Raw genomic sequence first — 23,575 nt, 5'->3', positions numbered from 1 at the left:
ATAAAAATGCTTTATTTAAAACTCTTGCCCATTATCTTTTTCCCCGTTTTATTTAGGATAATACCGCACCCGGAAGGCGTCTCCGCACCGACCTGGCATATGGTTGGCATCTATCTGGCGATGCTGTGCGGGCTGGTTTTGCGCCCGTTTACCGATGCGGTCATTATGCTGATTATTCTCGGGTTTGCCTCTCTGGTTCTCGACCCCGCTCCCCTGTTTGCCGGTTTTGGCAGCCCTATGGTCTGGTTTATTATCAGCGCCTTTATTATTTGCAAAGCGTTTGTTATTACCGGACTGGGTAAACGTATCGCCTATCTGCTGCTAAAACGCTATGGAAAAAATACCCTCACCCTGGGTTATCTGATGATGGTGACGGATACCGTACTGGCCCCGGCAACGGGTTCAAATATGTCCCGTTCGGGAGGCATTACCTATCCCATCTTCAGGAACATTGCCGAAGCGCTGGGCTCGAAGCCCGACGACGGTAGCCGCAAAATCGGCGCCTATCTGACCATCCTGATGTACGTCGTCTCAATGGGAACCTCCAGCCTGTTTCTGACGGGGATGGCGACCAACTCAATTACCGTCTCGCTGGCCAACGAGATCATGAAAGTGAATCTCGAATGGATGACCTGGTTTAAAGCCGCCGTGGTGCCAGCCGGACTGGTGCTGCTGCTCGCGCCGTGGATACTGTATAAAATCTACGCGCCGGAACTGAAAGTTATCGATAACGTCAATGAAATTGCCGAGAAGGGCCTGCGTGAGCTGGGTCCGGTAAAACGTGAAGAGAAGCTGCTGATCGTGTTCTTTGTCCTGGGCGTGCTCGGCTGGATGACGGGTTCCATCACCGGCATCGCCTTTATTCCCGTCGGCCTGGCGTTCCTCGCCTGTCTGCTGCTTTTCGGCGTGCTGAGCTGGAATGACGTGGTGAGCGAAAAATCGGCCTGGCAGACCTTCGTCTGGTATGGCGCGTTTTATGGCTGTGCGGTTGCCCTATCAAAAGGCGGGTTCTACGTCTTTCTGGTGGACGTTATCAAAAACTATCTCGACCTGTCGCATCTCAATGAAATCAGCGCGATTGCCGTGCTGGTCTTTATCAGCCTTGCCGTCCGCTATTTCTTTGTCTCGAACAGCGCGTTCGTCGTCTCTTTCTATCCGGTACTCTTTACCCTGGGAATGACGACTCAGGCGCACCCGATGTACGTGGCGCTTTCTCTGGCTTTCTCCGCAGGCTATGGCGCACTGCTGACGCACTACGGCAACGGCGCGGGCGTATTTACGTTCTCCAGCGGCTACGTCCCGCAAAAAACGTTCTGGATGCTGGGCACCATCATGGTGGTGGTCAACGTATTAATCTTCTTCCTGATCGGTATTCCTTACTGGAAATTTATCGGCATTTAACAGGAGCATAAAATGAAACTGGATATTCTGATTAAAAACGGTCTGGTCGCCGATCCCGAAGGTCATGATTATATTAATCGTAATATTGGCGTTATCGGCGATCGCATCGTGGACTTAAATACCGTTGACAATTTGCAGGCCGAAACGGTGATTGATGCCGCGGGTTGTATCGTGCTGCCTGGCTTAATCGACTTCCATGGTCATGTTTTTCACGGCGGGACCGCCATCAGCGTCAACCCTGACATCGTATGCTTGCCCAACGGGGTCACCAGCATGGTCGATGCCGGCAGCAGCGGCTGGGTGAATTATCAGCTTTTTCGCAATAGCGTGATTCATCCTGCCATGGTGAAAATCAAAAGCTATTTGAACGTGGTCAACGTCGGGCTTTCCACCCTCGGGGGCGGGCCGACCGGGTATCTGGAAAATACCAACCCGGCGAATTACAACGAGGAGAAAATCGCCCAAACGCTGAATAGCAACAGAGACAATATTCTGGGATTGAAACTACGCTACAGCCAGGATATCGCCAAAGGGAAACAGTACGCCAGCGACCCTCTTCTCTCTACCGTCTCCCTGGCGCGTAAACTGGATACCACGATTTGCGTTCACGTCACGGACTCTCTTCTCTGCGCCGATGAACTGATCCGCTATTTTAATGCCGATGATATTTACGCCCACTGCTTCCACGGTACCGGCCACTCGATTCTCGATGAACAGGGCGAGGTCTATGCGGCAATAAAAGAGGCGCAGACCAGAGGGGTTATCTTCGACTGTTCAAACGGCGTGGCCCACTTTGATTTTCACGTTGCCAGAACCGCCATGGAGCAGGGATTTTATCCCGATATCATCAGCACCGATCTCACCCTGAGAAATAGCTTACGGACGGATAAGGTCTACAGTCTGCTCCACGTCATGTCGAAATATCTCAATATGGGAATGTCCTTCTTCGATATCGTTCGCGCGGTAACCGCCACGCCGGCCCGCCTGATGAAGATGCAGGGACAAATTGGTACCCTGGCGCCCGGCGCCAGTGCTGATATTTCCATTGTTAAGCTGCGAAAAGAGAACGTCATTTTTGAAGATACCCACGGGGTCAAACTCGAAGGTGACCGTTATATCGATAACTGCGCTACCTTATGCAACGGTCAAATTGTCTACCGCCGCCTGCGTTTCTAATCACTAATAACATAGCCTTACGCATTTCCTATGCGTAAGGCTTTTATTCTTAATATCGTATTATATGACCACCCTCATTGATTCTCCCTGTGCTCACCATATAATAAACATTGCAAACCCAGAACACCTGAGCGAATAATATATGAAGAATAATGAAATTGTCATTTTTTCAGTTTCCAAAACAATAACCCAACGCATCATGAATGTTCTTATTGAGAGGAAACTCGATGTTCCGGTATATGAATTTCGTTATTCTGACGTTCTCGATAAAGCGAATGAGATGATCCAGTCCGGCGCTAAGATAATTATTAGCCGAGGCGGCACCGCCGCCCTCCTGCGTAACAATATTAGTATCCCGGTCATTGAGATCGCCCATGATTTTCACGGCGTTTATCGCATTTTACAACAGGCCAAAATCAAATCACAAAAAATCGCCGCGGTTGGTTTCCCCCAATTTTGTAATGCCTTACGTCATTATCAGAACATGACTAACGAAGAGTTTAAAATTTGCCAGGTATACAACCACAATGATATTGAAAACGTTATAAAAAATCTTTCAGAGAACGATTACCATACGGTCATCGGCGGCCTTACGGTTGCTGAAATGGCTAAAAAATATAACCTCAATGCTATTATGGGAGACACCGATAATATTTCGATTGAGCAGGCCATCAATGAAGCCTATAGCCTATTAAAATATATCAACCGAGAAAATACCAAGCTCATCATGAGCCACGCCGCGCTCAATCAAGCACGTGAGGGCATCATGTGTATTGATCAGCTGGGTGAGATCATAAATATTAATGCTATCGGCCTGAGCTTATTCCAGTGTCATGTCGGAGATAAAATATTCAAAAAAGAGGCATTTAAAGATATTTACCCCAGTATTATTAACGAATTAGATATTAAAGAACAGGCCGTTGATATTAACGGCCAACCTATTTTTATTTCCATACGTCATTTTTCCAACCGCCAAACATCTTATAGCATTATTACAGGATTAAACCAGGAGAGTTCACTTTGGCAAAATAGTATCAGCAAAAAAAGTAAACTCCGCGGTTTTTCCACAACCTGGTCTTTCGACGACATTATTGGCCAGTCTCCGGCGATACGCGATGTAATAAAAAAAGCTAAACTGTGCGCCCGCCACGAACTTCCCATTCATATTTTGGGCGATACCGGCACAGGTAAAGAGCTTTTCGCTCAGAGTATTCATAACCATAGCGCCAGAAGCCACGGCCCTTTTATCGCGATTAACTGCGCGGCCATTCCCGAGAGCATTCTGGAAAGTGAACTCTTTGGCTATGCCGACGGCGCATTTACCAGCGCGCGCAAGGGCGGAAAACCGGGGGTGTTTGAAATGGCGATGAACGGCACGGTGTTTATCGATGAAATCAGCGAAGCGCCGTTATCGGTACAGGTTAAGCTGCTGCGCGTGTTACAAGAGAAGCAATTCTCTCGTCTCGGCGGCGATACGCTGATCACCGCCGATTTTCGCCTGATCACCGCCAGCAATAAAGATCTGCGCCAGCTCGTCGCCAGCGGTGAGTTCAGGCAGGATCTGTATTATAGAATCAATATTCTTGAGTTGAGTCTACCGGCCTTACGCCAACGACCGGGCGATATCATGTTGTTGATTCAGCACCTGCTTTATCAGCAAGGTAGGCAAATCACATTTACCCCCGACGCGGTGGATTTTTTGCATCGCTATAGCTGGCCTGGCAACATTCGTGAACTTCAGGCGGTTATCTACCGGCTCATCGTCCTGCTGGACATCGATCGAGTGAGCAAAGACGTTTTGCTGCAGATCGGTCAAATTTCACCGGATGACGCCAACGAGAGCTCTCAATTCCCGGCCGCGGGCGTGGCATCAGATGAAACCGATTTATTAAAGAAACAAGAGAAACGGCTGATTACCCATGTCATAGAAAAAACCGACGGGGACAGAACCAAAGCATCGGTGATGCTCGGCATCAGCCCCACGACCCTGTGGCGCAAATTAAAGCAGCACAATATCAGCGGATAAGGCGGAGCCGGGTCCGCTGATACAGAGCAGGCGGTTATTTCTGTTCCGCTAAAGCCTGCGCGCATGCCCAGGCTGACGCCCACGCCCACTGGAAGTTATAGCCTCCCAGCCAGCCGGTGACGTCCATCACTTCGCCGATAAAGTACAGACCGGGCACCTTGCGGGCCTCCATGGTGCGCGAAGAGAGTTCGTTGGTGTCGACACCGCCGAGGGTCACTTCCGCCGTGCGATAGCCTTCGGTGCCATTCGGCTGGACGCGCCACGCGGTCAGCGTCTCAACCAGCGCCTGCTGCTCGCGAACGTTTAGCTGTTTCAGGGTGACGTCCGGCAGCTGCCCCAGCTGCTGCAGGCACTCAACCAGCCGCTTTGGCAGCTGCATTGCCAGGGTGTTCTTCAGGCTCTGATTGGGATGCGCCGCGCGCTGCTCGTTGAGGAAGTCATCAAGATGGCAATCCGGCAGCAGATTGATGCTGACGAACTCTCCCGGCTGCCAGTAGCTGGAAATTTGCAGTACCGCCGGCCCGGACAGCCCGCGGTGGGTAAAGAGCAGATTTTCCCGGAAGAAGGTCCCGTTTTCCGCCGTGATGGTGGACGGCACCGACACCCCGGAAAGCACCTGCAGCTGTTCGAGCAGCGGCTTATGCAAGGTAAACGGCACCAGGCCCGCGCGGGTCGGCAGCACCTTCAGGCCAAACTGCTCGGCGAGCTTATAGCCAAACGGCGAGGCGCCCAGGCCGGGCATGGATAATCCGCCGGAGGCAACCACCAGCTTTTTCGCCGCCACCGTCTCGCCGTTAAGCTGTAGCGTATAGCCCTCATCATCCCGCTCTACGCTGATAATTTCGCTACGCAGGCGAATGTGTACGCCGCCTTTTTCGCACTCGGCCAGCAGCAGGTTAACGATTTGCTCGGCGGAATCATCGCAGAAAAGCTGGCCCAGGGTTTTCTCATGCCAGGCGATACCGTGTTTGCTAACCAGATCGATAAAGTCCCACTGGGTGTAGCGCGCCAGCGCAGATTTGCAAAAATGCGGGTTTTGGCTGAGATATGCCGCGGGTTCGATATACATGTTAGTAAAGTTGCAGCGGCCACCGCCAGACATCAGGATCTTCCGCCCGGGCTTTTTGCCGTTATCGAGCAGCAGCACCCGACAGCCTGCCTGCCCCGCCTGCGCTGCACAAAACATTCCCGCCGCTCCGGCGCCGATTACGATGGCATCAAACCTTTCCACACAACATTCCTCATATCCCGATTGTCGGGAATTGTAAATTTTTCATTCTGGTCGCACCAGACTGAAAAAAACAGATTTGCGTACCTCATTGAAAGATATAGGAATACTCCCAACAAGGTAAAACTTAAACAGGAAGAAAATCAAAAAAAGTCTATATTTCACTTTGCCCGCGCCGCGAAAGTCACTGATAATGCGCCGCGTTCATGTCCTCAAAATGGCGTAACGTCCTATGGTACATTTATTTGCCGGTCTGGATTTACATACCGGATTACTGTTATTGCTTGCTCTGGCTTTCGTGCTTTTTTACGAAGCGATCAATGGTTTTCATGATACCGCAAACGCGGTTGCAACGGTGATTTACACTCGCGCAATGCGGTCGCAGCTTGCTGTGGCGATGGCGGCTCTTTTTAACTTCTTCGGCGTTCTGTTGGGCGGTCTCAGCGTAGCCTATGCCATCGTGCATATGTTGCCGACCGACCTGCTGCTTAACATGGGTTCAGCACATGGCCTCGCCATGGTCTTTTCCATGCTGCTGGCGGCAATTATCTGGAACCTCGGCACCTGGTACTTCGGCCTTCCGGCCTCCAGCTCGCACACCCTGATCGGCGCGATCATCGGTATTGGTTTAACCAATGCCCTGATGACCGGTACGTCGGTGGTGGACGCGCTGAACATCCCGAAAGTCATGGGTATTTTTGGCTCGCTGATCGTCTCGCCAATCGTTGGCCTGGTCGTGGCGGGCGGCCTGATTTTCATTCTGCGTCGCTACTGGAGCGGAACCAAAAAACGCGCCCGTATCCACCTGACTCCAGCCGAGCGTGAAAAGAAAGATGGCAAGAAAAAGCCGCCGTTCTGGACGCGTATTGCGCTGATTTTGTCCGCCATTGGGGTCGCGTTCTCCCACGGCGCGAACGATGGTCAGAAAGGCATTGGCCTGGTGATGCTGGTGCTGATCGGCGTGGCTCCGGCTGGCTTCGTGGTCAATATGAACGCTTCCGGCTACGAAATCACCCGTACCCGCGATGCGGTCAACAACGTGGAAACCTTCTTCCAGCAGCGTCCTGAGCTGTTGAAAAAAGCGACCGGCGCCGAGCAGCTCATCCCGTCTCCGGACGCAGGGGCTGCCGCAAACGGCGAGTTCCACTGCCACCCGGCAAACACCATCAACGCACTTGACCGCGTGAAGACGATGCTAACCGGTACCGAAAGCTACGACACGCTCTCCGTGGAACAGCGTAGCCATCTGCGCCGTATTATGCTCTGCATCTCCGACACCACTGACAAAGTGGCTAAGCTGCCGGAAGTGAATGCTGACGATAAGCGTCTGCTGAAGAAGCTGAAAACCGATATGCTGAGCACCATCGAGTACGCGCCAATCTGGATTATTATGGCGGTTGCGCTGGCGCTGGGTATCGGCACCATGATCGGCTGGCGTCGCGTGGCGACCACCATCGGCGAGAAAATCGGTAAGAAAGGGATGACCTACGCACAAGGTATGTCAGCTCAGATGACCGCCGCCGTATCGATTGGTCTGGCGAGCTATACCGGTATGCCGGTTTCCACCACCCACGTGCTCTCCTCCTCGGTAGCGGGGACGATGCTCGTTGATGGCGGCGGTCTGCAGAAGAAAACCGTCACCAGCATCCTGATGGCCTGGGTACTGACCCTGCCCGCGGCGATTCTGCTGTCCGGCGCGCTGTACTGGCTCTCGCTGCAGATTATCTAAGCGAATATCAGAAACAAGAAAGATAAACGGGTCAGGAAACTGGCCCGTTTTTTTTGTATCGTGAAGCTAGTGCCAGATAGCCAGGGCAATCATGCTGACCACCACCAGGCCGCATAGCGCGCTGGTGAGAATAAACTGCCGACGAACCCGCTCGCAGCGGCGGATAAATTCATCGTCGTGGTGATCGCGGTAGCGCTGGGCGTAGATGTACCACACCAGGCGCACCTGTTTGCCGGGCTGCCCGTGCGACGTAAAAAAACCGCCGCCGTCGACATATTGATAGAGCAAAGGGTCACAACCACGTAGCACAACAAGCAATGCACGCAGCGACGAGAAGTAGCGTGCCATATTCACTACACATACGATACACAGGGCCCAAAACAGCGCAACAGTGCTGATCATACCTCCTCCCCGGCGACCCGTCCTCGGAGGCTCCCTCCGGGACTACCGCTCCCCAATATCAAACCGACTGTACTGTGAAAGAGTGCGATTCCGATCACGTTTATTTATCCGACCGGCTCATTAAATAGTGTAGGAGATCAGTTAATTTTTTTACCACAACGTTAATCATTATCAATGCATAAGTCGGATATATTTGTTTAACTATTCGCTGAACAAGGTGGATTGACGGATCGCGAGGGGCGCTATAAGGTAGAAATATCTTCTACAATTAGGTCCTTAAGGACTCCCCCCCGCGAATGTAGCACGCAGGACGCGGGCGAAGCGGCAGCGCTGGCTGTCAGGTCCAACGGTCATCGACAACTTATGGAAGGAGTAACACCATGGCTTACAAACATATTCTTATTGCAGTAGACCTGTCCCCGGAAAGCAAAGTACTGGTAGAAAAAGCCGTTTCTATGGCCCGCCCCTACAATGCAAAAGTTTCCCTGATCCACGTGGATGTGAATTACTCCGATCTCTACACCGGCCTTATTGACGTCAATCTGGGCGACATGCAGAAACGCATCTCCGAAGAGACTCACCACGCGTTAAGCGAGCTGTCCACCAACGCGGGCTATCCGATCACTGAGACCCTGAGCGGCAGCGGCGATCTTGGCCAGGTGCTGGTTGATGCGATTAAAAAGTATGATATGGACCTCGTGGTTTGCGGTCACCATCAGGACTTCTGGAGCAAACTGATGTCCTCGGCTCGTCAGCTCATCAACACCGTTCACGTGGATATGCTGATTGTCCCGCTGCGCGACGAAGAAGACGAATAACAGGCCGTTATTTCATTTCGCTGATGACCAACGCCCGCCAACGCGGGCGTTTTTATTTCCCCCACCCGCCGCAAAAAAAGCATATAAATCCAAATAATCGCCACAATGCCAGGTTGATCAACCATTTCAAAAGCAATATAGCCATATAATAATTCGCCCAAATAGATAAACATCATATCATTACGCAAAATTAACCTTTTTCAGCGCGTTTTGGCATACGCGTTCATACTTTTCCGGACAGGACTTAAAGGCGAAGAAAGATGAATTCAACCGCACCGACAGGCTTGCTGCAGCAACCTCGCCCATTCTTCATGATCTTCTTTGTGGAACTATGGGAGCGATTTGGCTATTACGGCGTTCAGGGGATCCTGGCCGTTTTCTTTGTTAAACAGCTCGGTTTTTCTCAGGAGCAGGCGTTTATTACCTTTGGCGCGTTTGCCGCGCTGGTATATGGCCTTATCTCCATCGGCGGCTATGTTGGCGATCACCTGCTGGGTACGAAACGTACGCTGGTTCTGGGCGCGATTGTGCTTGCCGCAGGCTACTTTATGACCGGCCTGTCGCTGCTCAAACCCAATCTGATTTTCATCGCGCTGGGGACCATTGCGGTGGGTAACGGCCTGTTTAAAGCTAACCCGGCGAGCCTGCTGTCCAAATGCTATCCGCCAAAAGATGCCCGCCTGGATGGCGCCTTCACGCTGTTTTATATGTCGATCAATATCGGTTCGCTGCTGTCGCTCTCGCTGGCGCCGGTGATTGCCGACAAGTTCGGCTATGCGGTAACCTACAACCTGTGCGGCGCCGGTCTGATCGTCGCCCTGCTGGTTTACTTCGCCTGTCGGGGTATGGTGAAAGATATCGGCTCTGAGCCGGACCACAAACCGCTGAGCCTGCGCAATTTACTGTACGTGCTGGCCGGTACGGTGGTCATGATTTTTCTCTGCGCCTGGCTAATGCATAATGTCAAAATCGCCAATCTGGTGCTGATTATCCTTTCAGTGGTGGTGACGATTTTCTTCTTCCGCGAGGCCTTCAAGCTGGATAAAACCGGGCGCAACAAAATGTTCGTCGCCTTTATCCTGATGCTGGAAGCGGTGCTGTTTTATATTCTGTACGCGCAGATGCCCACCTCGCTCAACTTCTTTGCTATCAATAACGTTCACCATGAAATACTTGGTTTCGCGATTAACCCGGTGAGCTTTCAGGCGCTAAACCCGTTCTGGGTGGTGGTGGCCAGCCCGATCCTCGCCGCTATCTACACGCGTTTGGGCAATAAGGGCAAAGACCTGACTATGCCGATGAAGTTTACCCTTGGCATGTTCCTGTGCGCGCTGGGCTTTCTCACGGCAGCCGCGGCGGGAATGTGGTTTGCCGACGCCCAGGGGCTGACCTCGCCGTGGTTTATCGTGCTGGTCTATCTGTTCCAGAGTCTGGGGGAACTGCTGATTAGCGCCCTGGGGCTGGCGATGGTTGCCGCGCTGGTGCCGCAGCATCTGATGGGCTTTATTCTTGGGATGTGGTTTTTAACCCAGGCGGCCGCGTTCCTGCTGGGCGGCTACGTGGCGACCTTCACCGCCGTACCGGATAATATTACCGACCCGCTACAGACGCTGCCGATTTATACCGATGTCTTCAGCAAAATTGGCCTGGTGACCCTGGGCGTAACGGTGGTCATGGCGATCATGGTGCCGTGGCTGAACAGGATGATTAATACAAAAAGCGCGTAAAAACGGAGCGGTCGACGAGGTTTCCCGGATTGCGGCTAACGCCTTATCCGGGCTACAGAACCCCCAGATCGCAAGAACCCGTAGCCCGGGCAAGGCGCATCGCGCCGCCCCCGGGGAAAGGGTCCTGACGCAGGTTGCTTACCCCTGCGGCTCAACCGCCGTTCCAGCATAGATATCAAAACGGTGGCCTTTGGTCACCACCGCGTTAGGCGTCGCCACATCCGCCAGCGGCGGCGCGTAGTCCGGGCGCTTAACCACCACCCGTTTGGTCGCCAGCTGACGCGCCGGCGCCAGCAGACCGTCGGCGTCTAAATCCGGCCCCACCAGCGACTGAAATACCCGCATCTCTTTCTTCACCAGCGCGCTTTTCTGCTTATGCGGAAACATCGGGTCGAGATAGACCACCTGCGGACGCGGAGTGATATCGGTCAGCGCCGTCAGGCTGGAAGCGTGAATCAGCCGCAGACGCTCCTGCAACCAGGGGCCGATTTCAGCGTCGGCGTAGCCGCGCGCCAGGCCATCGTCGAGCAGCGCGGCAACCACCGGGTTACGCTCCAGCATCCGCACGCGACAGCCGACTGACGCCAGCACAAAGGCGTCCCTTCCCAGACCGGCGGTCGCATCGACCACATCCGGCAGATAGTCGCCTTTGATTCCCACCGCTTTCGCCACCGCCTCGCCGCGGCCGCCGCCGAACCTGCGCCGATGGGCCATGCTCCCGCCGACAAAATCAACAAAGATGCCGCCAAGCTTCGGTTCATCGCGCTTGCGCAGCTCCAGATGCGCCGGCGTCATCACCAGCGCCATCGGGTTGTCCTCATCCTGCTCCAGCCCCCAGCGGTCAGCCAGAACAGATAAGGCGCCGTCTCCGGCGCCCGTTTCATCAATTAAACAAATTTTCACAACAGGATTAACTCTTAATACCATAATGCTCAAGCATCGCGTCCAGCTGCGGCTCGCGACCGCGGAAGCGTTTGAACAGGACCATTGGCTCTTCCGAACCGCCGCGGCTAAGGATGTTGTCGAGGAACGACTGGCCGGTTTCGCGATTGAAGATACCCTCCTCTTCGAAGCGCGAGAAGGCATCCGCCGCCAGGACGTCGGCCCACAGATAGCTGTAATAACCCGCTGCGTATCCGCCGGCGAAAATATGGCTGAAGGCGTGCGGGAAACGGCCCCACGACGGCCCGGGGATCAGCGCCACCTGCTGCTTAATTTCCGCCAGCGTTTCGAGGATTTTCGCGCCCTGCTGCGGGCTGAACTCCGCATGCAGGCGGAAGTCGAACAGGCCGAACTCCAGCTGGCGCAGAATAAACATTGCCGCCTGGTAGTTCTTCGCCGCCAGCATTTTCTCCAGCAATTCCTGCGGCAGCGGCTCGCCGGTTTCATAGTGGCCGGAGATAAAGGCCAGCGCTTCCGGCTCCCAGCACCAGTTTTCCATAAACTGGCTCGGCAGCTCGACCGCATCCCACGGTACCCCGCTGATGCCGGACACGCCGGCGGTGTCGATACGGGTCAGCATATGGTGCAGACCGTGGCCAAACTCGTGGAACAGGGTGATCACTTCATCGTGGGTGAACAGCGCCGGCTTACCGTTGACGGGACGGTTAAAGTTACAGGTCAGATAAGCGACCGGCTTTTGCAGCGAGCCGTCAAGCTTGCGCATCTGGCCAACGCAGTCATCCATCCACGCCCCGCCGCGTTTATGTTCGCGAGCGTAGAGATCGAGATAGAAGCTACCGCGTAGTTCATTTTTTTCATCGTACAGCTCGAAGAAGCGCACCTCCGGATGCCAGACGTCCACATCGGTACGCTCTTTCGCGGTAATACCGTAAATACGCTTAACCACCTCGAACAGGCCGTTAACCGCTTTGTTTTCCGGGAAGTAGGGGCGCAGCTGTTCGTCGCTGATGCTGTAAAGATGCTGCTTCTGTTTTTCGCTGTAGTAAGCGATATCCCACGGCTGTAGTTCATCCACGCCGAATTCGGCTTTGGCGAAGGCGCGCAGCTGGGCCAGCTCTTTCTCACCCTGCGGACGGGCGCGTTTAGCCAGGTCGGTCAGGAAGTCGAGCACCTGCTGCGGATTTTCGGCCATTTTGGTCGCCAGCGACTTGTCGGCAAAGCTGTCAAAGCCCAGCAGCTGCGCCAGCTCGTGGCGCAGGGCGAGGATTTCCGCCATTACCGGGCTGTTGTCCCATTTTCCGGCGTTCGGCCCCTGGTCGGAGGCGCGGGTGGAATAGGCGCGATACAGCTCTTCACGCAGCGCCTGATTGTCGCAGTAGGTCATTACCGGCAGATAGCTCGGGATATCCAGGGTCAGCAGAAACCCTTCCTGCTCTTTGGCTTCAGCCTGGGCTTTCGCTGCGGCAAGCGCGCTTTCCGGCATGCCGGAGAGCTCAGATTCATCGGTGACCAGCTTGGTCCAGCCCATGGTCGCGTCGAGCACGTTGTTGCTGTACTGATTGCCCAGCTCGGAGAGGCGGGCGGCGATTTCGCCGTAGCGTTTCTGCTGCTCTTTCGCCAGGCCAATACCGGAGAGTTCAAAATCGCGCAGCGCGTTATCTACCGCTTTTTTCTGCGCGGTATTCAGGGTGGCGTAATGGTCGCCGTCGCGCAGGTCGCGGTACGCTTTGTACAGGCCTTCATGCTGCCCAACCCAGGTGCTGTACTCCGAAAGCAGCGGCAGGGTCTGCTCGTAGGCTTCGCGCAGCTCCGGACTGTTTTTGACCGAGTTCAGGTGGCTGACCGGGGAAAAAATACGCCCCAGCACGTCGTCTACTTCCGCCAGCGGCTGGCAAAGATTTTCCCAGGTATACGGCGCCCCTTGCGCCACCGCGCGCTCTACCGCCGCCCGGCAATCATCCAGCGCTTTAGTGACCGCGGGGACCACGTGCTCGGGTTTGATGGCAGAGAATGGCGGTAATGAAAAAGGCGTCAGTAATGGATTGGTCATATGCGCAGTCCTGTTGAATTGGGTGAATGAAGCGCGCGTCCGGCGCTATAGCATGAGATCTAGAATGGGGGATAGTTTGCTGAATTTCAATGTCAGGCGCCGCGCGCAGGCGGGTATTACTGCGATAAGTCTGGCCGTTGTGGCCAGAGCGCATAAAAAAGCCGGGTTCGCCTCGCGGCGACCCGGCTCGTTTTAGGCTGACAAGCAGCTTATACCACCATCCCCAGCAGCAGACAGCCTACCAGGCCGCACACTGAGATAATGGTTTCCAGCACCGACCACGACTTAATGGTCTCGCCGATGGTCAGGTTGAAGTATTCCTTAAACAGCCAGAAGCCCGGATCGTTAACGTGGGAGAAGATAACGCTGCCGGAGCCAACGGCGATCACCATCAGTTCCGGGCTCACGCCGGTGGTGGCGATCAGCGGCGCGGCGATACCGCCCGCGGTGATCGCCGCAACGGTGGCGGAACCCAGCGCGATACGCAGTACCGCAGCAATCGACCATGCCATAAACAGCGGGGACATATTGGATTCATGCATGATAGAAGCAATGTATTTATCCATGCCGCTATCGACCAGCACCTGCTTGAAGGCGCCGCCGCCGCCGATGATCAGCAGCATCATGGCGATAATTTTGATCGAGGAGGTCAGCGTATCGTTAATCTGCTCCATGGAACGACCGCGGTTAAGACCGAAGGTGAACATGGCGATCAGTACCGCGATCAGCGTGGCCATGACCGGGTCGCCGAAGAATTCCGCGATCGGCAGGAAGGCATGACCTTTCGGCAGAACCATTTCGGCCACGGCGCGCATAGCCATCAGAATAACCGGCACCAGAGAGGTCCAGACGCTGACACCGAAGCCCGGCATCTCTTCCTCAGTGAACGTTTTCGGGTTATGCAGGCCTTCCGGAATCGGCTTATCGATACCTTTCAGGAAGCGCGCGTAAACCGGCCCCGCGAGGATAACCGTCGGGATCGCCAGAATCGTACCGAACAGCAGGGTTTTACCCATGTCGGCATGGAAAATAGTGGCAATGGCCGTCGGGCCCGGGTGCGGAGGCAGGAAACCGTGCGTGACGGAGAGCGCGGCCGCCATCGGGACGCCGATATAGAGCAGCGGGATACCGGCGGATGCGGCGATGGTAAAGACCAGCGGCAGCATCAGTACGAAGCCCACTTCATAGAACAGGGCGAAGCCGACGGTAAAGCCGGTGAGCACAACCGCCCATTGAATATGTTGTTTACCAAATTTGGCAATCAGCGTGGTGGCGATACGCTGCGCGCCGCCGCAGTCCGCCAGCATTTTACCGAGCATCGCGCCGAAGCCCATGATCAGCGCGAGGCTGCCGAGGGTTCCCCCAACGCCGTTTTTGATGGAGACGATAACTTTATCCAGAGGCATACCCTGCATGAGCCCGACGGCAAGTGCCACCAGAACCAGAGCGATAAACCCGTTCAGCTTGAAACGGATCATCAGCAACAATAACAGGGCAACCCCGATAGCAACGATGACTAATGGCATGATTTACCTGGCCTTAATTTGTTATGGGTAACGTCATAGTTTCAACATTGACTTCATCCGTTCCGACCGGAACAAAAAATGTCTGACGCCGTAGAAGCTGGCTTTATCCTTACCCAGAGAAAGGATAGCTGGCTATTTTTTTATCTGTGGCGCCTGAAGTGAATGATACGGGTAACATATGAAGTTTGAGAATCACCTGGGCGGTGAAAATTTCAAATATGAGACTTAAGTCATACTCTTTCCCGGGTTTCTGCCGGGTCGCTTAGCGGGAAATGTTGCGCGGTAACATGAGGGGAGTCGCCCGGCCGCGAAAAGGCAGCCGGGCGGGGAAATCAGTAGTAGGAGTGCTCGCCGCGCTGGTGTTCAGTCAGATCGCGTACGCCTTTCAGTTCCGGGAACTCGTTCAGCATCTGCTTCTCGATCCCCTCTTTCAGCGTCACGTCAACCATCGAACAGCCGTTGCAGCCGCCGCCGAATTGCAGAATCGCCAGGCCATCGTCGGTGATTTCCATCAACGTGACGCGCCCGCCGTGGCCGGCCAGCTGCGGGTTAATCTGCGACTGCAGCAGGTACTCAACGCGCTCCATGAGCGGGGCATCGTCGGACACTTTGCGCATCTTGGCGTTTGGCGCTTTCAGCGTCAGCTGGGAGCCCAGCTGGTCGGTAACAAAATCGATTTCAGCGTCTTCCAGGTACGGCGCGCTAAGCTCATCGACGTAGGCGGTGAGCTGCTCAAACTTCAGCGCGGTATCGGAATCTTCCACCGCATCCGGTGGGCAGTAGGACACGCCGCACTCGGCGTTAGGGGTGCCGGGATTGATCACAAATACGCGAATTTGTGTCCCTTCTTCCTGATTTGCCAGCAGTTTGGCAAAGTGCGCTTGTGCAGCATCGGAAATACGGATCATAGCGTTGGCCTAATAGTTGACTATTTTACTGGGTTATTATACGCCCATCAGCAGGGGTCTACAAGGTACGGCATATACACCATACCTGAACCGTCGCGGCGCCGTTTCGCAAAAGCAGGCGGGATATCTCGGCGACGGTGCTTCCGGTTGTGACGACATCATCCACAATGGCGATATGGTGGCCCTGGAGCGACAATTCAAGCTGGAAGGCGTTTTTCAGGTTCCGTTTGCGCAATCTGGCGCTGAGCTGATGCTGGGTGGCGGTGCGGCGCCGGCGGGTTAGCGCATCGCTGCGCCAGGCGCAGTCCAGCCAGCGGGAGAGCGGTCGGCACAGCAGATCGCTCTGATTAAATCCCCTCTTCCACTGGCGACGCTGCCAGAGCGGCACGCTAATTATTCGGTCCGGGCGGGGAAGATCCCGACGCTGGCGAATGCGCAACAGCAGCAGACGCGCCAGCGCCGGGGCCAGCTCGGGCCGCTTATTGAATTTCAGCTGGTGAATCAGGCCGCTCAGCGGCGGTCGATAGTCATTCACCGTCACCAGCCGCTGCCACGGCGGCGGTTTTTGCAGGCAGCGCCCGCAGGGCAGCGTGCTGGATTGGGCCGGCAGGCCGCACTGCGGGCACAGCGGTGCAGACGCCAGCAGCGCCGACGCGCATCGCGAGCAGATCCCCCAGCTGGCGATGGCCAGCGGCATTTGGCATAGCCAGCATAAGCTGTGTGCTGTTAGCATATTTCCCCCTCGTATTGGTGGAAAGAGAACAGTAACTGATGAAAACGATCGCGTGGCAGACCACGGGCGAAGGAAATTGTCATCTTGTGCTGCTGCACGGATGGGGGCTGAATGCCAAAGTGTGGGATTGCATCACGCCGCAGCTGGCTTCGCATTTTACGCTGCACCTCGTCGACCTGCCTGGCTATGGCCGCAGCGGCGGCTTTGGCGCGATGTCGCTGGAAGAGATGGCCCAGCGGGTGCTGGAAAACGCGCCAGAGCGCGCTATCTGGCTAGGCTGGAGCCTCGGCGGGCTGGTGGCCAGCCAGGTCGCGTTATCCCATCCCGATCGCGTGCAGGCGCTGGTCACCGTGGCCTCTTCCCCCTGCTTTAGCGCTCACGACAGCTGGCCCGGGATTAAGCCCGACGTGCTGAGCGGATTTCAGCAGCAGCTGAGCGAAGATTTTCAACGCACCGTCGAACGCTTTCTGGCGCTGCAAACCCTGGGTACCGAAAGCGCGCGTCAGGATGCGAGAGCGCTGAAGAGCACGGTGCTGTCGCTACCGATGCCGTCGCCGGACGTTTTAAACGGCGGGCTGGAGATCCTCAAAACCGCCGATTTACGCCAGCCGTTGACCGCCCTCGCCATGCCTTTTTTGCGCCTGTACGGTCGGCTGGACGGTCTGGTACCGCGTAAAATCATTCCGCTTCTCGATGCGCTGTGGCCCAAAAGCACGTCGATTGTCTTCGATAAAGCCGCCCATGCGCCGTTCATTTCACATCCGCAGGCGTTTTGCGCTCCGCTGATCGAGCTGAAGCGTGAGATCGATAAATTTTTTTAGCGGGACGTGGTAAAAACGCAGGGTGCAGCAATACTTAGGTTGTTGCGGAGGTTGACTATTTCACGCTGGCCCCGTGACCTAAAAAAACAACCTAATGGAGAGTAGAGGCTATGAAACTTGTTACAGGAATTGTTGCATCTCTGGTGATTGGCTCCCTGTCCTTCGGCGCGTTCGCCGCCAAGGAAATTCAAAAAGACGAAGTGGCTAAGTTGAACCTGACCAAAATCGGTTCGATTACCACCTCCAGAACAACCTCTCCGATGGATGCAAAGCGCGATCTGTCGAAAAAAGCGGATGAGCTGGGCGGCACCTATTTTGTGGTGATTGCAGGCGAGAAGAACGAGAAAACGGTTCACGCTAACGCGGACGTCTACAAGTAAGCCAGAAAGCGGGTCTCAGGACCCGCTTGCGGTATATGCCGCAGTCGGTTCCCGGAGGCGGCGCGTTGCGCCTGTCCGGGCTACCAAGCCCAAAACCGCACAAACTCGTAGCCCGGATAAGGCGTTAGCCGCAATCCGGGAAACCTGCCTTCACAGCCCAATCAGCGCAGCGACCACCACTCCCGCAGGCAGGCTTTGCCTTCCGGGCAGCTTTTACAGCTGCCGGAGAGGCAGCCATCGGCATCTTCGGTCACTTTCACCGCTTTCCCCATCGCTTGCAGACGGCCCAGCATGGCGTCAATCAGCGGCTGCGGCGTATTCAGGCGGACGCTGAGCTGCTTTGCCTCCATCCTCCCCTGCAGGGCCAGCATATCGCGGACTTCAATTAATGACGCCATCATCGCTCCTTAGTGGCAATCGCCCGCCGGACTCTGGCAGCAGGTGGACGGCGTTTTGCGCGTCGCCAGCAGCGAGACGTCCACCCGGCTGCGCGCTCTGCGCAGCAGGCCAAAGACCACGATATTGAACAGCACCACCGCCAGAATGCACACCAGGCTATAGCGCGGATGCTGGCTAAAGCTGACGGTCTGGTAGTACAGCGTAGAAAGTGAATAGGCGATATTCAGCCCCCACAGGACGGAGAACATCATCCAGCCGCGGCTCGACTCGCGGGCAATCGCCCCCATTACCGAGATGCAGGGAATATAGAGCAGGACAAAAATCAGGTAGCTGTACGCCGCAGCGGCGCTACCGAATTTGCTGCCCATGACGCCCATCGCGCCGGTTGCCATTTCGCCGTCGCCTTTACTGGCTTCGATAGGGTTGGCCAGCACGCTCAGGCTGAACGTATCTTTCAGGCTCTGCCAGGTCTCATCTACCGCGGCCAGCAGCTCATCGCCGAGGCTAAACGTCTGCGGATTAAACGCTTCGTTCTGGATATCTTCGGCGGTGTAGAGGGTGTTCAGCGTCCCCACCACCACTTCCTTTGCCATCGCGCCGGTGAACAGCCCGACGGTCGCCTGCCAGTTATCCTCATGTACGCCAATCGGTTTAAATACCGGGGTAATCACCCGGCTGACCGACGCCAGCGCCGAGTCGTTGATGTTATCGACGATCTTACCGCTCAGCGAGAAGCTGTTCAGCGCGCTGAGGAAGATACTGACGATAACGATCACTTTACCCGCGCGCAGGACGAAGCCTTTCAGGCGCTGCCAGGTCTGGATAATCAGACTCTTCACGTGCGGAACGTGATACACCGGCAGTTCCATCACGAACGGCGACGCTTCGCCGCGCATAATGGTATGCTTCAGCATCAGTCCGGTCGCAATCGCCATCACGATCCCCAGTACGTACAGCGAGAAGACCGCCAGCGCGCCGTTCTGGCCGAAAAAGGCGGCGGCGAAGACGGCGAAAATCGCCAGCCGCGCGCCGCAGGACATAAACGGCGCCATCATAATGGTCATCAAACGTTCGCGCGGCGCATCAAGCGTACGCGCGCCCATCACCGACGGAACGTTGCAACCAAAACCGACGATTAACGGCACGAAGGATTTCCCCGGTAGCCCCAGCGCCTGCATCAGGCGGTCCATCACAAACGCCGCCCGCGCCATATAGCCAGAGTCTTCAAGGAAAGAGAGGAACAGGTACATCATGCCGATCTGCGGTACCAGCGGCAGTACGGTATTGATACCGCCGCCAATCCCCTGGGCGAGGAACACCGTCAGCCAGTCCGGGAAATGCAGGGTATAGCCAACCCACTGAATACCGTGGATAAAGATAGCCACGGAACCGGCATCAAAAATGGGCTGCAGCGCGCCGCCGATATTAATCGCCAGCAAGAACATCAGGTACATAACGAACAGGAAGACCGGCAGGCCGAGGAAGCGGTTGAGGATCACTTTATCCATCGCCGCGGTAAAGCGGCTGGGCTCGGCGGTAAGGGTGTTACTGACCGCATCGCAAATGGCGGCAATGCTTTGGTAACGGGCATCGGCGATATGCAGCGCGGGGTCATCCATCTCTTCGCTCAGGTGCGCCAGGGACACGTCCAGCTTGTGGGCAGCGTCACCGGCGTAGGCGCGGCTGTAAATATCGCCTTCAAGCATCTGTAAACCCAGCCAGCGACGCTGGCGCTGCGGAATATCCGCGGCCATGGCCTGCGCCAGCTTGTCCGCCTCCCGCAGCAGCGGCTGCGGATAGTGCACCAGTTCAATAGCCTGGTTCTGCTGATGGCGATCGATCGCCATTTTTAAGGCCTCGATACCGCGCCCGCGGGTGGAAACCAGCGGGATCACCGGGCACCCGAGACGCGCGGCCAGCGCGTCGACATCGATGCGGATCTTCTGTTTTTCCGCGATATCGAGCATATTCAGCGCGACCACGCAGGGGATGCCAAGCTCCAGCAGCTGCAGCGTCAGATAGAGGTTACGTTCCAGATTGGACGCATCGACCACGTTAATCAGCATGTCGGCGTCGCCGCTGAGAATATAGTGGCAGGCAATCTGCTCATCCAGCGAGGTTTGCGAGGAGATGGTGGTCAGGGAATACGTGCCCGGAAGGTCTACCAGCGTGACCTGATGATCGGTGGTGTTGAAACCACCCTCTTTGCGTTCAACGGTCACTCCCGCCCAGTTACCGACGCGCTGGCGCGCGCCGGTGAGCTGATTGAACAGCGTGGTTTTACCGGAATTAGGATTACCAATTAAGCCAAGGGTTAATTTTTTCATATTCATACTCTTAGTGCCGGTCAGGCATTATTGTGCAACCGCTTCCAGCTCAATTAACGCAAGATCCTTTTTACGTAATACCAGGCTAACGCGTCGGGTTTCAATATGAATAGGGTCGCCGAGCGGCGCCACGCGAACCACATTGAAAGAAGAACCCGGCAGCATCCCGAGGGACAGCAGCTTCTGCCGATACGCCGGACTAATATCGCGGGAGAAACCGGTGATTTTCCACGCACTATCAGGTGTAAATTGCATAGGACCTACTTGTTTATCGCCAACTGAAAAGAGAGTTTTCCGTATGCGCCGGAGACGCGGCGCCAGGGACCGTAGCTAACGAAGAAGAAAAAATACTCAATGCAAATAATGATAATGAGAATAGTTTTTATCATCAATACATATAATGCGGCCGTTTCGCTTTTTAAAGAGAAAATTGAGCTTTTGTTGATATTGAGCAAACTCTTTTTTCTCGCCGTGGCGGAGGTGATGATTATTCTTAATGACTAAATGTTTAATTAAAGTTTCGATAGTTAACGAAATGAAAATAATAATATCGCCGTCCGTAATTCGCGCTTATTACGACGTTATAAGAAAATACTGATGCTTGTTTGCACAATATGGCGAATGCCGGAAGAAAGGCGGCCCCTTAGCAAAAGGGGCCGGAAAGAATTAACGTTTTTTACCCATTGCCGCCGCCAGCGCGTCCATCATCGCGCTATTGCCCGCAGGCTGCGCCTCGCGACCGCGAGGTTTAGCGGCCTTCGCCGCCGGGCGGTTGCCCTGAGGACGATCGTTACCGCCGCCGCGGCGCGCGTTGCTGTCGCCAGGCTGTTCGTCCAGACGCATCGTCAGCGCGATGCGCTTACGCGGCAGGTCGACTTCCATCACTTTCACCTTCACGATATCGCCCGCTTTGACCACCGTGTGCGGGTCTTCAACGAACTTATTCGACAGGGAAGAGATATGCACCAGGCCGTCCTGATGAACGCCGATATCAACGAACGCGCCGAAGTTGGTGACGTTGGTCACCGCGCCTTCGAGGATCATCCCCGGCAGCAGGTCGTTCATCGTCTCTACGCCATCGGCGAACTGGGCGGTTTTAAACTCAGGGCGCGGGTCGCGGCCCGGCTTCTCCAGCTCTTTGATGATGTCGGTCACCGTCGGCACGCCGAATTTCTCATCGGTGAAGTCAGCGGCTTTCAGATGACGCAGCTCGCTGCTGTTGCCCATCAAATCTTTCAGCGCCTGCTGAGTCGCCGCCAGAATGCGCTCCACCACCGGATACGCTTCCGGGTGCACGGTTGAGGCGTCCAGCGGGTTGTCGCCGTGGTTGATACGCAGGAAGCCCGCGCACTGTTCAAAGGCCTTCGGCCCCAGACGGCTGACCTTCAGCAGTTGCTGGCGATTCTGGAACTGGCCGTTCTCATCGCGCCAGGAGACGATATTCTGCGCCATCATGCGGGTCAGACCGGCGACGCGGGTAAGCAGCGGGACGGAAGCGGTATTCAGATCGACGCCGACGGCGTTTACGCAGTCTTCCACCACCGCGTCCAGCTTACGCGCCAGTTGGGTCTGGCTGACATCGTGCTGATACTGGCCGACGCCAATGGATTTCGGATCGATTTTCACCAGTTCGGCCAGCGGGTCCTGGAGACGACGGGCGATAGAGACCGCGCCGCGCAGGGAAACGTCGAGATCCGGGAACTCCAGCGCCGCCAGCTCGGAGGCGGAGTACACGGACGCGCCCGCTTCGCTGACGATGACCTTCTGCGCGGTCACTTTCGGGAACTGCTTCTGCACGTCGAGGAAGAAGCGCTCGGTTTCACGCGAGGCGGTACCGTTGCCGATCGCCACCAGCTCAACGTTGTACTTTTCACACAGCGCGGCAACCGCCACCGCCGCTTTTGCGGCCTGGCCGGTATGCGGGTAAATGGTATCGGTAGCCACCAGCTTGCCGGTACCGTCAACGACGGCGACTTTGACGCCGGTGCGCAGGCCCGGATCGAGGCCCATGGTGGCGCGCAGCCCGGCCGGCGCGGCCATCAGCAGGTCGTGCAGGTTGCGGGCAAAGACGTTTATGGCTTCGTCTTCCGCGCGTTCGCGCACGGTCCCCATCAGCTCGGTTTCGAGGTGCATCAGCACCTTGATACGCCACGTCCAGCTCACCACGCCCTTACGCCAGCCGTCCGCCGGGGCGTTATTCAGGCGCAGGCCGAGATGGTCGATAATGATTTGCTCGCCGTGGCTCTCTTTCGGCGGCTCGTCGAACTGCGGGTCGGCGTTTAAAGAGAGCTGCAACACGCCTTCGTTGCGGCCGCGGAACATCGCCAGCGCGCGGTGCGACGGGACGGTGGAGATCGGTTCATGGTGATCGAAGTAGTCGCGGAATTTCGCCCCTTCCTCTTCTTTACCGCTGACGACGGTCGCCACCAGGTGGGCGTTTTTCCACAGATAGTCGCGCACTTTCGCCAGCAGGCCCGCGTCTTCAGCAAAGCGCTCCATCAGGATATAGCGCGCGCCGTCGAGAGCGGCTTTTGTGTCCGCTACGCCGTTGTCGGCGTCGATATATTTAGCGGCTTCGGTTTCCGGGTCGTGAGAGGGTTCGTTCCACAGCAGATCGGCCAGCGGTTCCAGCCCGGCCTCAATGGCGATCTGCCCGCGCGTGCGGCGCTTCGGCTTGTACGGCAGATAGAGATCTTCGAGCTCGGTTTTACTCAACGTCCCGTTGATGGCTTTTTCCAGCGCCTCGGTCAGCTTGCCCTGCTCGCCGATGGACTTCAGGATCGCCTGACGACGGTCTTCAAGTTCACGCAGATAGCCCAGGCGGGTTTCCAGATTACGCAGCTGCGTGTCATCCAGACCGCCGGTGACTTCTTTACGATAGCGTGCGATAAACGGCACGGTATTCCCTTCATCAAGCAGGCGAACGGCAGCTTCTACCTGTTCAGCCCTGGCCTGAAGTTCACCCGCAATAATGCGGCAGAGCGAATCATTCATCATCGGTTTAATTCATCTTTAGGATCA

At 55.7% G+C, this 23,575-nt stretch carries 19 protein-coding genes; 8 read left to right on the top strand and 11 right to left on the bottom strand.

Features of this window, described 5'->3' with window-relative positions; genetic code table 11:
- Nucleotides 1–6: 6 nt before the first annotated feature.
- From ACESQ2_RS04070 to ACESQ2_RS04060, 3 genes are all read left to right on the top strand, one after another.
- Nucleotides 7–1,401: a DASS family sodium-coupled anion symporter gene (locus tag ACESQ2_RS04070; protein ID WP_373170179.1), complete on the top strand. Its 1,395-nt coding sequence runs from the start codon at nt 7–9 to the stop codon at nt 1,399–1,401.
- A 12-nt stretch (nt 1,402–1,413) separates the two neighbouring features.
- On the top strand, nt 1,414–2,577 hold the full coding sequence (locus ACESQ2_RS04065; RefSeq protein ID WP_049071617.1) for a metallo-dependent hydrolase: 1,164 nt from the start codon (nt 1,414–1,416) through the stop codon (nt 2,575–2,577).
- Nucleotides 2,578–2,719: 142 nt separating this feature from the next.
- Complete coding sequence (locus ACESQ2_RS04060; protein ID WP_373170178.1) at nt 2,720–4,603, top strand: sigma 54-interacting transcriptional regulator; 1,884 nt, start codon at nt 2,720–2,722, stop codon at nt 4,601–4,603.
- A 34-nt stretch (nt 4,604–4,637) separates the two neighbouring features.
- Here the strand turns inward: ACESQ2_RS04060 and ACESQ2_RS04055 are convergent, their stop codons facing one another.
- A complete protein-coding gene (locus ACESQ2_RS04055; RefSeq protein ID WP_373170177.1) occupies nt 4,638–5,834 on the bottom strand; it encodes an NAD(P)/FAD-dependent oxidoreductase in 1,197 nt (398 codons plus the stop codon).
- Between the two features lie 229 nt (nt 5,835–6,063).
- On the opposite strand from ACESQ2_RS04055, the gene pitA reads away from it, so the two are divergent.
- Complete coding sequence (pitA, locus tag ACESQ2_RS04050; protein ID WP_014227140.1) at nt 6,064–7,560, top strand: inorganic phosphate transporter PitA; 1,497 nt, start codon at nt 6,064–6,066, stop codon at nt 7,558–7,560.
- 66 nt (nt 7,561–7,626) lie between these two features.
- On the opposite strand, the gene uspB is transcribed toward pitA, so the two are convergent.
- A complete protein-coding gene (uspB, locus tag ACESQ2_RS04045; protein ID WP_004855171.1) occupies nt 7,627–7,962 on the bottom strand; it encodes a universal stress protein UspB in 336 nt (111 codons plus the stop codon).
- Between the two features lie 380 nt (nt 7,963–8,342).
- Here uspB and uspA point away from each other — a divergent pair, with 380 nt between their 5' ends.
- A complete protein-coding gene (uspA, locus tag ACESQ2_RS04040) occupies nt 8,343–8,780 on the top strand; it encodes a universal stress protein UspA (RefSeq protein ID WP_004126268.1) in 438 nt (145 codons plus the stop codon).
- Between the two features lie 260 nt (nt 8,781–9,040).
- Nucleotides 9,041–10,507 carry a dipeptide/tripeptide permease DtpB gene (gene dtpB / locus ACESQ2_RS04035; protein WP_025106828.1) on the top strand — a complete coding sequence of 489 codons (1,467 nt, stop codon included), beginning with the start codon at nt 9,041–9,043 and terminating at the stop codon, nt 10,505–10,507.
- 138 nt (nt 10,508–10,645) lie between these two features.
- On the opposite strand, the gene rsmJ is transcribed toward dtpB, so the two are convergent.
- From rsmJ to gntX, 5 genes are all read right to left on the bottom strand, one after another.
- Nucleotides 10,646–11,410, bottom strand: a complete 765-nt coding sequence (gene rsmJ, locus ACESQ2_RS04030; protein WP_373170176.1) for a 16S rRNA (guanine(1516)-N(2))-methyltransferase RsmJ — start codon at nt 11,408–11,410, stop codon at nt 10,646–10,648.
- Between the two features lie 7 nt (nt 11,411–11,417).
- Nucleotides 11,418–13,460 carry an oligopeptidase A gene (prlC, locus tag ACESQ2_RS04025; RefSeq protein ID WP_014839726.1) on the bottom strand — a complete coding sequence of 681 codons (2,043 nt, stop codon included), beginning with the start codon at nt 13,458–13,460 and terminating at the stop codon, nt 11,418–11,420.
- 209 nt (nt 13,461–13,669) lie between these two features.
- On the bottom strand, nt 13,670–14,986 hold the full coding sequence (gene gntT, locus ACESQ2_RS04020) for a gluconate transporter (RefSeq protein ID WP_004134706.1): 1,317 nt from the start codon (nt 14,984–14,986) through the stop codon (nt 13,670–13,672).
- 332 nt (nt 14,987–15,318) lie between these two features.
- The gene (gene nfuA, locus ACESQ2_RS04015) at nt 15,319–15,894 is read right to left on the bottom strand and encodes a Fe-S biogenesis protein NfuA (RefSeq protein WP_004106660.1); all 576 of its coding nucleotides are present in this window, start codon (nt 15,892–15,894) and stop codon (nt 15,319–15,321) included.
- Between the two features lie 58 nt (nt 15,895–15,952).
- The gene (gene gntX / locus ACESQ2_RS04010) at nt 15,953–16,627 is read right to left on the bottom strand and encodes a DNA utilization protein GntX (protein ID WP_046877718.1); all 675 of its coding nucleotides are present in this window, start codon (nt 16,625–16,627) and stop codon (nt 15,953–15,955) included.
- Between the two features lie 38 nt (nt 16,628–16,665).
- On the opposite strand from gntX, the gene bioH reads away from it, so the two are divergent.
- Both bioH and ACESQ2_RS04000 read left to right on the top strand, forming a co-directional pair.
- The gene (bioH, locus tag ACESQ2_RS04005; RefSeq protein ID WP_014227146.1) at nt 16,666–17,448 is read left to right on the top strand and encodes a pimeloyl-ACP methyl ester esterase BioH; all 783 of its coding nucleotides are present in this window, start codon (nt 16,666–16,668) and stop codon (nt 17,446–17,448) included.
- 110 nt (nt 17,449–17,558) lie between these two features.
- Entirely contained in the window at nt 17,559–17,828 is a 270-nt protein-coding gene (locus ACESQ2_RS04000) for a YdgH/BhsA/McbA-like domain containing protein (RefSeq protein ID WP_014227147.1), read from the top strand.
- A 161-nt stretch (nt 17,829–17,989) separates the two neighbouring features.
- Here ACESQ2_RS04000 and feoC read toward each other — a convergent pair whose 3' ends face one another.
- The 4 genes from feoC to ACESQ2_RS03980 all read right to left on the bottom strand — a co-directional run bounded on the left by feoC (nt 17,990) and on the right by ACESQ2_RS03980 (nt 23,551).
- On the bottom strand, nt 17,990–18,226 hold the full coding sequence (gene feoC, locus ACESQ2_RS03995; RefSeq protein ID WP_014227148.1) for a [Fe-S]-dependent transcriptional repressor FeoC: 237 nt from the start codon (nt 18,224–18,226) through the stop codon (nt 17,990–17,992).
- A 9-nt stretch (nt 18,227–18,235) separates the two neighbouring features.
- Entirely contained in the window at nt 18,236–20,554 is a 2,319-nt protein-coding gene (gene feoB, locus ACESQ2_RS03990; RefSeq protein WP_042934424.1) for a Fe(2+) transporter permease subunit FeoB, read from the bottom strand.
- A 27-nt stretch (nt 20,555–20,581) separates the two neighbouring features.
- Entirely contained in the window at nt 20,582–20,809 is a 228-nt protein-coding gene (feoA, locus tag ACESQ2_RS03985) for a ferrous iron transporter A (protein ID WP_004126281.1), read from the bottom strand.
- 411 nt (nt 20,810–21,220) lie between these two features.
- Nucleotides 21,221–23,551: a Tex family protein gene (locus ACESQ2_RS03980; protein WP_032751610.1), complete on the bottom strand. Its 2,331-nt coding sequence runs from the start codon at nt 23,549–23,551 to the stop codon at nt 21,221–21,223.
- Nucleotides 23,552–23,575: the final 24 nt, after the last annotated feature.

The organism is Klebsiella sp. Q11 (assembly GCF_964241505.1).
Classification (GTDB): domain Bacteria; phylum Pseudomonadota; class Gammaproteobacteria; order Enterobacterales; family Enterobacteriaceae; genus Klebsiella; species Klebsiella michiganensis.
The sequence above is the reverse complement of the archived record's forward strand: the minus strand, read 5'-3'. Positions and strand labels throughout refer to the sequence as shown.

Excerpts from the sequence above, each read along its gene's own strand:
- bioH (WP_014227146.1), top strand. The coding sequence starts at position 16,666 with ATGAAAACGATCGCGTGGCAGACCACGGGCGAAGGAAATTGTCATCTT.
- nfuA (WP_004106660.1), bottom strand. The coding sequence starts at position 15,894 with ATGATCCGTATTTCCGATGCTGCACAAGCGCACTTTGCCAAACTGCTG.
- feoA (WP_004126281.1), bottom strand. The coding sequence starts at position 20,809 with ATGCAATTTACACCTGATAGTGCGTGGAAAATCACCGGTTTCTCCCGC.
- gntX (WP_046877718.1), bottom strand. The coding sequence starts at position 16,627 with ATGCTAACAGCACACAGCTTATGCTGGCTATGCCAAATGCCGCTGGCC.
- ACESQ2_RS04065 (WP_049071617.1), top strand. The coding sequence starts at position 1,414 with ATGAAACTGGATATTCTGATTAAAAACGGTCTGGTCGCCGATCCCGAA.
- dtpB (WP_025106828.1), top strand. The coding sequence starts at position 9,041 with ATGAATTCAACCGCACCGACAGGCTTGCTGCAGCAACCTCGCCCATTC.
- pitA (WP_014227140.1), top strand. The coding sequence starts at position 6,064 with ATGGTACATTTATTTGCCGGTCTGGATTTACATACCGGATTACTGTTA.
- prlC (WP_014839726.1), bottom strand. The coding sequence starts at position 13,460 with ATGACCAATCCATTACTGACGCCTTTTTCATTACCGCCATTCTCTGCC.
- uspB (WP_004855171.1), bottom strand. The coding sequence starts at position 7,962 with ATGATCAGCACTGTTGCGCTGTTTTGGGCCCTGTGTATCGTATGTGTA.
- feoB (WP_042934424.1), bottom strand. The coding sequence starts at position 20,554 with ATGAAAAAATTAACCCTTGGCTTAATTGGTAATCCTAATTCCGGTAAA.
- gntT (WP_004134706.1), bottom strand. The coding sequence starts at position 14,986 with ATGCCATTAGTCATCGTTGCTATCGGGGTTGCCCTGTTATTGTTGCTG.
- uspA (WP_004126268.1), top strand. The coding sequence starts at position 8,343 with ATGGCTTACAAACATATTCTTATTGCAGTAGACCTGTCCCCGGAAAGC.
- ACESQ2_RS03980 (WP_032751610.1), bottom strand. The coding sequence starts at position 23,551 with ATGATGAATGATTCGCTCTGCCGCATTATTGCGGGTGAACTTCAGGCC.
- ACESQ2_RS04000 (WP_014227147.1), top strand. The coding sequence starts at position 17,559 with ATGAAACTTGTTACAGGAATTGTTGCATCTCTGGTGATTGGCTCCCTG.
- feoC (WP_014227148.1), bottom strand. The coding sequence starts at position 18,226 with ATGGCGTCATTAATTGAAGTCCGCGATATGCTGGCCCTGCAGGGGAGG.
- ACESQ2_RS04060 (WP_373170178.1), top strand. The coding sequence starts at position 2,720 with ATGAAGAATAATGAAATTGTCATTTTTTCAGTTTCCAAAACAATAACC.
- ACESQ2_RS04070 (WP_373170179.1), top strand. The coding sequence starts at position 7 with ATGCTTTATTTAAAACTCTTGCCCATTATCTTTTTCCCCGTTTTATTT.